The sequence below is a fragment of the Shewanella sp. 0m-6 genome (assembly GCF_052977325.1).
In genome coordinates, this window is record NZ_JBRIMD010000038.1 from 16,831 (window position 1) to 29,522 (window position 12,692).

A 12,692-nucleotide genomic window follows, 5' to 3' on the forward strand; every position below is an offset into this window, starting at 1 on the left:
TCATCAGTTTTTAACCTTTTCCAAACCAAATCTGATATAACTTTATGCTCTTGTTGAAGAATTAATAACAATACTACAGGAGTGGAAATGACATTTAATCGCCGACTGTTTTTAAAAACTGCAGGCTTCACCGCAGCAGGATTGATCACCTCCCAACTACCACTATCCAGCGCTCACGCAGTACAAAAGAAACCCGCTAATGCACAGTCTATAATGGGCTTGGTGGTCCCTAAAATGGACACGGTTAGAGTGGGTTTTATTGGCGTCGGTCAACGTGGCTCTGGTCATGTAAAGCATTTTTGTCATATCGATGGCGTAGAGATCAAAGCCATATGCGATATTGATCAACAAGTACTAGATAAATCTATCGCATTTATTGACGCCCAAGGATTACCTAAACCCGCTCAATACACTGGTAGTGAACATGCTTATAAAGCGTTATTAAGTCGTGATGATATCGATATTGTCATCATCTCAACCCCATGGGAGTGGCACGCTCCTATGGCCATCCATACGATGGAAAGCGGTAAACATGCTTTTGTTGAGGTGCCATTAGCGCTTACTGTTGAAGAGTGCTGGCAAATCGTCGATACAGCAGAGCGTACCCAAAAGAACTGCATGATGATGGAAAACGTTAACTATGGTAGAGATGAGCTCATGGTGCTCAATATGGTGCGTCAGGGCTTGTTTGGTGAACTGTTACACGCCGAAGCTGCTTATATCCATGAACTGCGTTGGCAGATGAAAGAAATTGATCAAAAAACTGGCTCATGGCGAACCTATTGGCACACTAAACGTAACGGCAACTTGTATCCCACACACGGTTTAGGGCCTGTTTCCCAATATATGAATATCAACCGCGGTGACAGATTTGATTACATGACTTCAATGAGTTCCCCCGCCTTAGGTCGTGCACAATATGCTAAGCGTGAATTTTCAGCGGATCATGAACGCAATCAACTTAGCTACATCAATGGCGATATCAATACTTCACTTATCAAAACGGTGAAAGGCCGTACCATCATGGTACAGCACGATACTACCACTCCACGTCCCTATAGTCGCCATAACCTCATTCAAGGCACTAATGGCGTGTTTGCAGGCTTCCCTAACCGAATAGCAATAGAGGAAGGTGGCTCTGGCAGTTATCACCAGTGGGATATGGATATGCAAAAGTGGTACGCTAAGTATGACCACCCTTTATGGCTGCGTATGGGAGAAGAAGCTAAGCGCAACGGTGGTCATGGCGGTATGGACTTCTTAATGCTTTGGCGCATGGTGTATTGCTTAAGAAATGCCGAGCCATTAGATCAAGACGTTTATGATGGCGCCTCATGGTCAGTGGTCAATATTCTGAGTGAGGAGTCCGTCAATAACCGCAGTAATTCGGTTAACTTCCCAGATTTCACTCGTGGGACATGGCAAACCGGCAAGCCACTTGGGATCATTGGTGCATAAGCCCATAAAGTTTATTTACCACATTCCAGAACAAGACAATTAACCACAAAAAAGCCCGTTCATCTCTATGAACGGGCTTTTGCTTTAATGCTAAACGGTGTATTTATGCGTTTTCTTTGCGCTCTGCCGCTTCACAAGCTGCAGCAGTAAAGATAACGTCAGTAGAGCTGTTTAAGCCTGTCTCTGCTGAATCTTGAATAACGCCAATGATAAATCCGACTGCAACCACCTGCATAGCAACGTCATTAGAAATACCAAACAAGCTACATGCCAATGGAATAAGTAGCAGTGAGCCACCGGCAACACCCGATGCACCACAAGCTGAAACGCCCGCAACCACACTCAACAAGATAGCAGTGAGTAGATCAACTTGAATTCCCATCGTGTTAGCTGCTGCCAGCGTCAAAATCGTAATCGTGATCGCAGCACCGCCCATGTTAATGGTCGCGCCTAACGGAATAGAAACAGAATACGTATCTTCATGCAGCTTTAGCTTTTCACACAACGCCATATTTACCGGAATGTTTGCAGCACTTGAGCGGGTAAAGAATGCGGTCACGCCACTTTCTCGCAGACAAGTAAATACCAAAGGATATGGGTTACGGCGTATTTTAAAATACACAATCGCAGGATTAATAATTAACGCCATAATAGCCATGGCGCCAAGCAGCACGAGTAGTAAGTGCATATAACCAGCGATAGCACTAAAACCTGTAGTCGCAAATGTTGCAGATACAAGACCAAAAATTCCGATAGGTGCTAAACGAATAATGAAGCGCACCATTTGAGAAACACCGTGGCTAACATCCGCAAACACTTGCTTGGTAGAATCCGTTGCGTGATGCAGTGCTAAACCTAAGCCTACGCCCCAAGCAAGAATACCGATATAGTTACCTGTCATCAGCGCGTTAACTGGATTATCAACAAGCTTAAACAATAAGGTATGGATCACCTCACCAATGCCTTCTGGTGGTGATGCCTGAGCCGCGTCTAATGATAATGCCAACGTGGTAGGAAACAAAAAGCTCATCAACACAGCAGTAACTGCCGCAGAAAAGGTGCCTAATAGATATAAAACCACAATCGGTCGCATATTCGTTTTGGCATTTTTCTTTTGGTTAGCAATCGATGCCGCCACCAAGATAAAAACTAAAATAGGTGCTATCGCTTTTAAAGCACCAACAAATAGCTCACCTAAAAAGGCCACACTCTCTGCACCGCTTTTTGATACGGTGGCTAAAACAGCACCTGCAATAATACCCACGAGAATTTGTAGCACTAAACTACCGTCTGCCAAACGGGCAAACAAGGATGTTTTTTGATTCATTAGTTAACCTGTCATTTTTATAGTATGTCGCAATTTTATTTAAGGCTTACTGGTAAAACCTTAAATAAAATTAATCTCCCTTCTACACAGTTTGTATCGGATGTGACAACTATTGTCCACCTTTGCCAGCCAAATAGACTCGGATATTACTCATGATTAACAAATTGCTAATAAGGTGCTAATGATTGGACTTGTCCAAGGCTTTTTCTGCCCCGCGCAGCATGGCGTCAATCAACTCATGAGCACAAAACTTTGTTAGCGCCTCATTAGCTCCCACTTGATGAGCCTGACTGACGCTGATCTCGCTAGAAAGTGAGGTGTGCAAGATAATATAGGCGGGGGCAATAGCTGGATTGTTCTTCACTTCAAACGCCAGTTCATAACCATCTAGTCCAGGCATTTCAATATCGCTGACTAAAATATCGACGGCTCGATTGTCTCGCTCGGCCTGCTCCATAATCATTAATGCATCTCGGCCATCAGCTGTAACCTGATAAGGAATATTGATACTGTCTAATGCATCACTCAGCTGTTTCCGCGCTACTTTAGAGTCATCAACCAATAGAATATTGAGCGGTTTTAAATATTCGCGCTGTATATCAGTCAGCATAGCTCGACTTGTTTCTGGACTGGCAGGAAAAACTTTAGACAGTAAGAGCTCCACATCGAGTAGTTGTACCAATTTACCTTCTATTTTGGTCACGCCTGTCAGATAGGCATTTTTTCCTAAATTGCTGGGTGGCTTTTCAATGTCACGCCAGTTGCATTCTATAATCTTATCGATTGCACGCACTAAAAAACCGATCACCATTCTTTGGCAATCAGTAATAATAATATAGCTGTCTTTCAATTCTTCTTGCGAAATAGGTCGATAACCGACTGCCGCTGCCATATCAATGATCGGTATGGTCGCTCCTCTAATCGTCGCAGCGCCCAAGATTGTAGGATGAGAATGCGGAATGGCGCTTAAAGGGCTATAGGGAACTAACTCTCGAATTTTCAGAGTGCCTAATGCAAACAACTGAGTCATCGACAATTGAAACAGGAGTAAACCTTGTGACTGGCTTGCCTTGCTCTTTACTTTATTATTACTTATTGCATTCATTTGTTATGCAGCCACTCATTCTTAAACTCAATGAAACAAACTCTAGCCTAATCACGCAGAGCAAACAATTAAAGCTGTGATTCAATAGGCAATAATGCGATACAGTCCACTAGAAATATACGCCAAAGGCCTGCATCTGGCTCAGCATATATTTTTCGTTGATTAAAATCATCAAACCAGACAATTTGTTGATCTTCTATCCCTAATCGGTAGGTGTTTTTAACTAGGCTTGCCTCAATACCATCGACGATGCTTGTCGCTAACGACTTGTTGTCGATAATAAGCCCCATTTCAGTATTCAACCATGCTGAACGTGGATCAAAATTAAAGGAGCCAACAAAAATAGAACGCTTATCTGTTACAAAGGTTTTAGCATGCAAGCTACTTTTAGAACTACCGCTCCAGCTACTGGTCTTTTTCACATCCGGATTGGCTTTGACCTCAAATATTTTAACCCCCGCAGCTAACAGCTGTTGCCGATACTGACGATAACCCGCATGAACGGCTAACACATCTGTTGCGGCTAAGCTATTGGTTAACACCGTAATATCAACCCCTTTCTTAATCGACTCGATAATACTTTGAGTCCCCGCTCGCGTTGGCACAAAATAAGGGGAAACAATTAATACCTCATCTGTTGCTTGTTCTAAAAAAGCCCCAAGATCAGACAGGATATTATCAGAATCCAATTGATGATTCTGCTTATCTGGTTGGTCATAAACCAACTTTGCAGTCCCCCAAAACCATGGCAATGAGCGGTTTGCCATCTTTGTTATCAGCTCACTGTTTAATAATCTGCCAATATAAGGATTAGTGCTATAGGCGGCTTTTTCTGCTTCAACCAATGATAGTGCTTTAGCAATCTCTTCTTCAGTCACACGATGGGAACTGAGGGCATTGATTTCAACTGTAAGTGGTGCGTTCCAATAAAGGTCAAATTGATCCGACACTTCCTCTACCGCAGTACCTATGGCCATTAAATCAAAATCACCAAATTCAACATCGGTATCGTTAGAAAAATACTCATTACCAATGTTACGCCCCCCCACCACACTAATGGTGTTATCAACCGTTAGTGACTTATTGTGCATACGATGGTTCAGCCTAGAAAACCCAGCGACAAAGGCAATATTTCGGAATTTTCGCTCAAATGAAGGGTTATACAATCGTACTTGGATTTTTTCATGATCAGCCAGCATCACTAATGCTTCGTCGGCGTTTTTAATTGCCATGTCATCGAGTAAAATACGTACTCTTACACCACGCTGCGCCGCCTCAATTAAGTGCCAAGTGAGAAGTCGTCCAGCGTCATCCGAGCGGTAAATATAATACTGTATATCGATGCTTGCTTTAGCAGCGTTGACTAAAGCCAACCGCGCGATAAAAGCATCAACCCCGTCTGTCAGCGGTATAACACCCGTTTGATCTGGATGAGCTGCAACATCGTCAGCGACATATTCAACCAAGGGCCACTCATCTTGGGCTGCAAGCTTGGTCGATATCGGTTTTTCAGGAAAAATAGGAGAAGATTGGCAGCCAACTAACCCTACTACAGCTGCCCACAATAAAACGATTTTTAAAAATAAGTGTCTGCAATCCATTTGCATTCTTTTATTCAATTGCGAAGTCTTAATTAATCTTGTAACGCATAAAGCACATCAAATGCAAACTGATCCCAACCCTCTGAGCTAAATGCAATATCGCGCACAGCCCTAACTTGACTAACCGCATGCAAAGGTGCAGCTCCATTATCCATAAGGTAGTAGGCCATAATAAGGCCCGTTCTATCTTTACCCGATCGGCAATGAATAAGTACTGTTTTTTCTTGCGCCTCGCACTCTCGAATAAATGCGAGAGCTTTAGGCACCTGTTCGACACAATAGTCTAGATCTTCTGCTTGTGGCGGAATATTGCGAGAAAATGGCACGCATAGGTAGTCTAGCCCTAATGTGACAAACTCATCTTGATTGCATTCCTCACCGTTATTTACAGATAAGACAGCTTCGATACCTGATGCTTTTAATTGCGCAAGATCCCATGGATCTTTATTCGGCCCACTGCGTCCTGCAATTTGTCCCTCAACTAACCAAAATAGGTGCTGCATAGTGTTTCCTATATAAATTATGAGTTTCAAGCGACATAAATCGACCAGAGAATACCTAATGTCGAAATACTACGCTATCGCTTTATTGCTGTACGAGGTGATACATGACTAAAAATAGCGCTATACCACAAAATCCTAATTTTCAGTGTTAAAAAAGGACTCATTGAGAGTCCTTTTAGTGATGTTCCCGCTAGCGAAATCACTTGTTATCTATATCGCTATGTTCAAGACTTCTTTGACCAAAGGTCTGCATTAGCCTTTGGTAACTTCTTACGACTTTTCTTGCCTGTACCTGCTGGTTTTGCCATCGGCTTTTCTTCACGTGAAGGACAGTCAATAGGCGCCTCTAAATCAGCTTCAAAACCTGGGATTTGCTCGCGCTCTAATCTCAGCTTGTTTTTCTTTTCAATCAACTTAAAGTGTTGATATTCATCGTGTGCAATCAAGCTCATGGCCAGACCAGCCTCACCTGCACGGCCACTTCGACCAATACGATGCATATAATCAGCAGGACTTCTAGGTAGTTCAAAATTGATCACAATAGGCAGCTTTTCAATATCAATACCACGGGCAGCAATATCGGTTGCAATAAGCACGCGAATATCGCCAGTTTTAAAGCCTTCAAGTACTCTATTTCGTGCACCTTGGCCTTTGTCACTATGAAACACTTCGACAGTAATACCCGCGTTTTCAAGTTTTTGAGCCAATCGATTACAGCTGTATTTTGCACTGGCAAAAATAAGCACCTGTTGCCAGTCATTTTGTTTGATTAGTTCAGCGAGCAAGGCCGTTTTGCGATTACGATTCACAGTAATAACACGTTGAACTAAGGTACTTTCTTCTTCACCCTGTAACTGAACTTCAACGGGATTACTCAGTAGTGATTGGGTAAGTTCGCGCACTTCTTCTGGGAATGTCGCTGAAAACAGTAACGTCTGTTTCTTGGCCGGCAACTTAGCCAATAATTCATTAAGTTCATCGGTAAAACCTAAGCTCAACATGCGGTCGGCTTCATCCAATACTAAAGTCTGAGTCTTATCAAGCTTTAGGGCATTACTCGAGATTAAGTCAATGAGTCGACCCGGTGTTGCAACTAAAATATCTGCACCACCACGTAGGCTTAACATTTGAGTGTTGGTTGATACGCCACCATATACCGCTAGCGTTTTTAGGTTAGGCTTAATTAGCTGGGAATAGCGCATAAAGCTGTCGCTGACTTGCTGAGCTAACTCACGCGTAGGCACTAAGATTAGGCTAGAGACGTAGTTACCCTCTTTAGAGCGCGGTTTTGCTTGGGCAATTTTTTGGATAATTGGCAGCGCAAAAGCGGCCGTTTTACCAGAACCTGTTATTGCTCCGCCAAGCACATCTTTGCCGTTTAACACTGCGGGGATAGTATGTGACTGAATAGCCGTAGGCCTTGTATAACTCAGCAATTTAAGCGTTTCGAGCAACTCAGGCATGAGCCCTAGTTGAGAAAAGTCACTGTGAGTCGAGTTACTAGTCACAGTTGGAGTTGCTGCTTGGTCTGTTGAAGATGCTGACTGAGTCATAATGTACGGGTAAACGCCTAATCAAAAATAAGGCGCTTATTCTACGCTAATATCCACTTAAAAGCTTATTTTTGATCTGATTTTACGCTTACAAGCGCTGACATTTTAAAAGTAGGTATTGTTAATACACATTAAAACGCCTTGTATCACACAAGTCCCCTTTAAGCTAAGCCTTCTAGTGTCAGTAATTTCTGTTTAAGATCGATGCCGTAAGCATATCCAGTGAGTGCACCATTTTTACCAATGACTCTATGACAAGGCACAATAATAGCAATCGGATTCGCTCCGTTTGCGGTGCCCACCGCCCTCACCGCTTTTGGACGATTAATCCGACTGGCAATGTCGGCGTAACTGCAGCTTTCACCGTATTCAAGCTCACTTAATGCGTGCCAAACCTGGCATTGAAACACTGTCCCCCTAGGGGCCAGTTTAACGTTAAATTGACGCCGCGTGCTTGCAAAGTACTCCGTCAGCTCAAGCTTAGCCTGTAACAGGTGTTGTTTGGCTAAACCATGACTATCACATGCATCAATTAGTGACTGACTAGTGTTAACTTCCCGCGATAGCCAATCATCCCCTTGCTGTGGAATAAAGTTAACGTGGGTGAGTCCTTCTGCATTAGCGCACAGAGAGAGTACGCCAAATTCAGATTTAAAATTCAACTTAGCTAACGGCAGTAAAAGTGTATTCATGAAAGGTTCCAAAGCTGAAATGTAAGATAACTGCCCCATGGAGCAACATTTTGAGTGAGCGCTTGAATTAACTCATCATAGTCTTTTGATATTAATCGCTTGTCTTCCCTTGCAGCATAAAGGCTCTGCATGCGTTTTTTAACGACAAGATCGCCACACAGTAAAATATCTGGATAACTCAAGCCGCGCATTTTGGCATAGGCAACGGTCCATGGTCCGACCCCTTTTATCGACAACCATTGTTCAATATCAGCTTCAGGGTGCTCACTTACAAACTGGCCTAGTGCATTGAGCGCCTTCTTTCTGGCTCTAGGCATGTTTAGCTCGTTTAACTCAGCTGTTGCTATCGTCTCGGGTAACGGAAATAGTATCACTTGTTTTGCGCCAATTAAGCGCTTCTCCCCGCAGGCAAGTACTAACTGATTTAGTAACTTAGAGGCTTGCGTTATGCTTACCTGCTGGCCTAATACTGCTCGGCAGCCAGCTTCAAATGTTGACCATACCCCAGGTAGACGTAACCCCGGTATCATCTGATTTCCAAGAAGGTCAAGGGATGCAAGCACACTGTCAATCTCGAGCACGTTAGCATTTAAGTCCAATACCCTACGAATGCTACTAATAATTAAACTAAGCTGTGAAAGGCCTGATTCATTTTCTAATACGATATCGACACCAAACAAATTCGCCTTTGTATCAACCTTGGCATTGAAGTAACCGCTAACTCCATTTAAGGTGAAACTCCGTCCATAACTATATTCATCTTCAAGCCACTCCATCTGTTCTACAGCACGAACCTTATAAAAACTATGCTGTTGCTGCCAAGCAAGAGGTGGTCGATAGCTGAGCAACAACCGCAATACGATCTGTCCTTGTTCTTGCGTTCCATCAGGCGCTGTCATTTTTACGGACGTTTTTCTCAGCGCTGAAGGCGTTAATTGTAAAGCTTGCATAAATGCTTCATTGAAGCGGCGAACACTATTAAAGCCCGCAGCAAATGCAACTTGAGTGATACTCAACTGGGTTTGATGTAAAAGTTGCTTGGCAAACATCAGTTGCCGGTATTGGCTATACCCTTTAACTGATATCCCCATTTTCTCGCTAAACAGTTTTCTGAGGTAGCGACTGCTAATCCCTAATCGCTCGGCTAGAGTCTCTACACTAAGGCCATCATAGCCTGAGAGTTCGCCAGCATCGATAATAGCCTTTGCCCGCTCTAGGGTAGTTTGTGTACCCTTCCAGGCATAAGAGTGCGGCGCGCTATCAGGGCGACAGCGTAAACAGGGCCTTAACCCAGCATTGGCGGCTTGGAGAGCTGAATCAAAATAGCGTACATTTTCTTCTTTTGGACTCACAGCAGGACAAATTGGCCTACAGTATATTTTGGTGGTGAACACCCCAATAAAAAACTGCCCATCAAACCTAGGATCTCTAGCTAACCTTGCCTTGCGACAGGCATCTCTTTCAATCTTGCAGTCGTGATTTAGCATCCCACATTCCAGACATCGTTTTATGAATGTAATCTTACGCAACAAGCCTAGTCATCACTAGCGGAAAACGGAACTGAATATTGGTTGCATATATATGCCTCAGCTTTACACTTAGCTACTGTTCATATTTTTCTAACAAAAAAACACCTAACTGAGTACCTACATGTTCAAACGATTTGAGTCTTGGGTTGAGCCTTTCTCTGATGAGGAGCCACAACAGCCTCCTAAAGGGATCTATGCATTTTGCCGCCATTACACCCGTGGCTTTGAAGTTCCACTGGTTATAATGTCGATTCTAACCGCGCTACTCGCCATTCTTGAAGTGTCTTTATTTGGCTTTATGGGCGATTTAGTTGATCTGCTCATTAATAATGATCCCGATACCCTTTTTGAAAAAGAAGGCATGAAATTACTCGGGATGACGCTGCTCGTATTAATTGTAATTCCGACTCTGGTGTTACTGCATGCGCTCATCGTCTATCAAGGGTTATTAGGCAACTACCCAATGTCTATTCGATGGATGGCCCACCGTTACTTGCTAAAACAAAGTGTGTCGTTTTACCAAAATGATTTTGCTGGCAGGGTGGCGACCAAAGTGATGCAAACCTCTTTAGCCGTAAGAGAGACGGTTACCAAGCTATTGGATGTATTGGTTTATATCTTGGTTTACTTCACTTCTATGGTCGTAATGATAGCCAAGGCCGACTTACGACTTATGGTTCCTATGCTGCTTTGGTTAGCTATTTATATTGCTCTACAGTTTAAGTTTCTACCTAAACTCAAGAAAGTGTCAACTGAGCAGGCTGATGCTCGCTCAACAATGACCGGACGGATTGTCGATAGTTACACCAACATCGCCACGGTAAAACTGTTCTCGCACACCCAAAAAGAAGCTGAGTATGCTAAAAGCAGCATGAAATCCTTTCTTCATACCGTGTATAGGCAGATGCGTTTAGTCACCTGGATTAACGTGAGCGTGCAGATTATCAATTACCTTTTGGCCTTTGCTATTACAGCTGTATCTATTTGGCTTTGGAGTGATGATGCGATTACCGTTGGCGCGATTGCGATTGCGATCAGTTTAGCGTTAAGGCTCAACGGTATGTCGCAATGGATCATGTGGGAAATAAGCTCACTATTTGAGAACATTGGTACAGTTACTGATGGTATGAATACGCTGTCTAAGCCTACCGATATCAATGACATCACGAATGCACCAGCTCTAAACGTAAGTAAAGGAGCTATCGACTTTAATAATGTCAGTTTTCACTACGGTGAAAATAGTGGAGTGATTGATGAGTTAAATCTACATATCAAAGCGGGCGAAAAAGTCGGGTTGGTTGGCCGCTCAGGTGCCGGGAAATCGACTTTAGTTAACTTGCTTATGCGTTTTCATGATGTGGAGTCCGGTTGCATCACCATCGATAAACAGGATATTGCTCAGGTCAAACAGGACTCACTACGTGCGCATATAGGCATGGTGACCCAAGATACCTCTCTATTACACAGATCTATCCGCGATAATATTCTCTACGGCAATCCTGATGCCAGCGATGACAAGCTTGAACAAGCAATAAAAAGCTCCCAGTCATATGAGTTTATTCAAAACTTGAGCGATCCTGAAGGTAACCAAGGCTTAGATGCGCAGGTTGGCGAACGAGGCGTAAAGCTTTCAGGCGGTCAGCGTCAACGTATTGCCATCGCGCGAGTTCTACTTAAAAACGCCCCAATTTTACTACTTGATGAAGCCACATCGGCACTAGACTCTGAGGTAGAAGCTGCAATTCAGGAAAGTTTATATCAGCTAATGGAAGGAAAAACCGTTATTGCTATCGCTCATCGACTATCAACCATTGCGGCAATGGATCGATTAATCGTGCTCGATGACGGAAAAATTGTAGAGCAAGGAAGTCATCAGGAGTTGATCAATTTAGGTGGGATCTACGCGCAGCTTTGGGCACACCAAACAGGAGGCTTTCTCGGCGTAAATTAACAACCTAGACCCAATTAAAGCCTTAAGTAACAAACATATAAAAGCCATCAGTAATGGTGGCTTTTATACTTACAGCCCAAATACCTACTATATAACCCTTAAAAACCAACTCATTCAGTAATAAACTAAAATGAGCTCGTTACGCCTGTCATGTAGAAGCATTCACGCTAATAGCAATCAGTATCAGCAGGTGTTCGACTCAGAGTTTCAGCGCATCCAGAGGTTACGGATGACTATGCTCTACACCCGCTGCGAACAGCATAGTCTTGTATGCTTTCAGTGCACTTGTAACTAAAGCTGCAATACTAGTCTAAATATGTCTTTGGTTATTCTAACTGTTCAATATCATTGATATCTGGGACTTACGCACTAAGCGTAAGCGGTGTTCCATCATAATGACTTGAACTGTCATTTTGCAAACGACGATATCATACCAATAAGTATAAGAAGTTGATCTACTCAGAACGTTTTTTGGCAAACTAATTCAAGGCGAATAACTGAAAGAATGGTTGATCCCTTGTAAAGTTGTTCAACGCAGAAGTAGGCAGCCAAAAACGCGCCAGAATGGCGAGTTTTAGCGGCTCTGATACTGTGACTCTTATGGAACAAGAGGGAGCTTAACCAAGTTCAACTATGCGCTTCACTCGTTGCAAACCACATGGTCTTGTATGTTCCCGACATACATAAGACATTTCCTCCATCCCTGGACGTCAGATGTGGTGAATGTCATAAATGCACGACTATATGGATATAGGCGGTAGAGTAACGCAAGAGCAGTTACCGAGGAGCATTTAATGACCTTGTCTCTGTGCCGCTAAACTTTCTCTGAGCGACCACATCTTTATACTGATTGGTATCCCCCCCTCCCCTAACATTGATGAGACGTGTCGAGTCATTAATACCAAACTGGAAAATTAACTGGTCACACTTGCCCAATCCCTAGAACACAATTTTGTCACTCGCTCTGAACTCT

General features: G+C 43.3%; 9 protein-coding genes. 2 read left to right on the plus strand and 7 right to left on the minus strand.

The genetic code is table 11. From position 1 onward, the window contains the following. Positions 1-87: 87 nt before the first annotated feature. A complete protein-coding gene (locus ACVBJC_RS18930; RefSeq protein ID WP_447162479.1) occupies positions 88-1,458 on the plus strand; it encodes a Gfo/Idh/MocA family protein in 1,371 nt (456 codons plus the stop codon). Between the two features lie 103 nt (positions 1,459-1,561). Here the strand turns inward: ACVBJC_RS18930 and sstT are convergent, their stop codons facing one another. The 7 genes from sstT to ACVBJC_RS18965 form a co-directional block, all read right to left on the minus strand. After that, positions 1,562-2,785 (minus strand): serine/threonine transporter SstT, encoded by a 1,224-nt coding sequence (sstT, locus tag ACVBJC_RS18935; RefSeq protein ID WP_447162480.1) that lies wholly within the window; start codon positions 2,783-2,785, stop codon positions 1,562-1,564. A gap of 178 nt (positions 2,786-2,963) precedes the next feature. Next, entirely contained in the window at positions 2,964-3,890 is a 927-nt protein-coding gene (locus tag ACVBJC_RS18940) for a chemotaxis protein (protein ID WP_447162481.1), read from the minus strand. Positions 3,891-3,958: 68 nt separating this feature from the next. Beyond that, positions 3,959-5,491, minus strand: coding sequence for a phospholipase D family protein (locus ACVBJC_RS18945; RefSeq protein ID WP_447162482.1), 1,533 nt, complete (start codon positions 5,489-5,491; stop codon positions 3,959-3,961). A gap of 32 nt (positions 5,492-5,523) precedes the next feature. Next, positions 5,524-5,994, minus strand: a complete 471-nt coding sequence (locus tag ACVBJC_RS18950; RefSeq protein ID WP_447162483.1) for a phosphatase domain-containing protein — start codon at positions 5,992-5,994, stop codon at positions 5,524-5,526. 224 nt (positions 5,995-6,218) lie between these two features. Next, positions 6,219-7,547, minus strand: coding sequence for a DEAD/DEAH box helicase (locus tag ACVBJC_RS18955; protein ID WP_447162484.1), 1,329 nt, complete (start codon positions 7,545-7,547; stop codon positions 6,219-6,221). Between the two features lie 161 nt (positions 7,548-7,708). Then, complete coding sequence (locus ACVBJC_RS18960; RefSeq protein WP_447162485.1) at positions 7,709-8,239, minus strand: methylated-DNA--[protein]-cysteine S-methyltransferase; 531 nt, start codon at positions 8,237-8,239, stop codon at positions 7,709-7,711. After that, the gene (locus ACVBJC_RS18965) at positions 8,236-9,726 is read right to left on the minus strand and encodes an Ada metal-binding domain-containing protein (protein ID WP_447162486.1); all 1,491 of its coding nucleotides are present in this window, start codon (positions 9,724-9,726) and stop codon (positions 8,236-8,238) included. The genes ACVBJC_RS18960 and ACVBJC_RS18965 overlap by 4 nt, the downstream gene beginning before the upstream one ends. Positions 9,727-9,889: 163 nt before the next feature. On the opposite strand from ACVBJC_RS18965, the gene ACVBJC_RS18970 reads away from it, so the two are divergent. Further along, complete coding sequence (locus ACVBJC_RS18970) at positions 9,890-11,719, plus strand: ABC transporter ATP-binding protein (RefSeq protein ID WP_447162487.1); 1,830 nt, start codon at positions 9,890-9,892, stop codon at positions 11,717-11,719. The last annotated feature ends 973 nt before the right edge of the window (positions 11,720-12,692 follow it).

What these genes read in the sequence shown, in the direction of transcription:
- ACVBJC_RS18945 (WP_447162482.1), bottom strand. Translation starts at nt 5,491, where the DNA reads ATGGATTGCAGACACTTATTTTTAAAAATCGTTTTATTGTGGGCAGCT.
- ACVBJC_RS18970 (WP_447162487.1), top strand. Translation starts at nt 9,890, where the DNA reads ATGTTCAAACGATTTGAGTCTTGGGTTGAGCCTTTCTCTGATGAGGAG.
- ACVBJC_RS18930 (WP_447162479.1), top strand. Translation starts at nt 88, where the DNA reads ATGACATTTAATCGCCGACTGTTTTTAAAAACTGCAGGCTTCACCGCA.
- ACVBJC_RS18950 (WP_447162483.1), bottom strand. Translation starts at nt 5,994, where the DNA reads ATGCAGCACCTATTTTGGTTAGTTGAGGGACAAATTGCAGGACGCAGT.
- ACVBJC_RS18965 (WP_447162486.1), bottom strand. Translation starts at nt 9,726, where the DNA reads ATGCTAAATCACGACTGCAAGATTGAAAGAGATGCCTGTCGCAAGGCA.
- ACVBJC_RS18955 (WP_447162484.1), bottom strand. Translation starts at nt 7,547, where the DNA reads ATGACTCAGTCAGCATCTTCAACAGACCAAGCAGCAACTCCAACTGTG.
- ACVBJC_RS18960 (WP_447162485.1), bottom strand. Translation starts at nt 8,239, where the DNA reads ATGAATACACTTTTACTGCCGTTAGCTAAGTTGAATTTTAAATCTGAA.
- ACVBJC_RS18940 (WP_447162481.1), bottom strand. Translation starts at nt 3,890, where the DNA reads ATGAATGCAATAAGTAATAATAAAGTAAAGAGCAAGGCAAGCCAGTCA.
- sstT (WP_447162480.1), bottom strand. Translation starts at nt 2,785, where the DNA reads ATGAATCAAAAAACATCCTTGTTTGCCCGTTTGGCAGACGGTAGTTTA.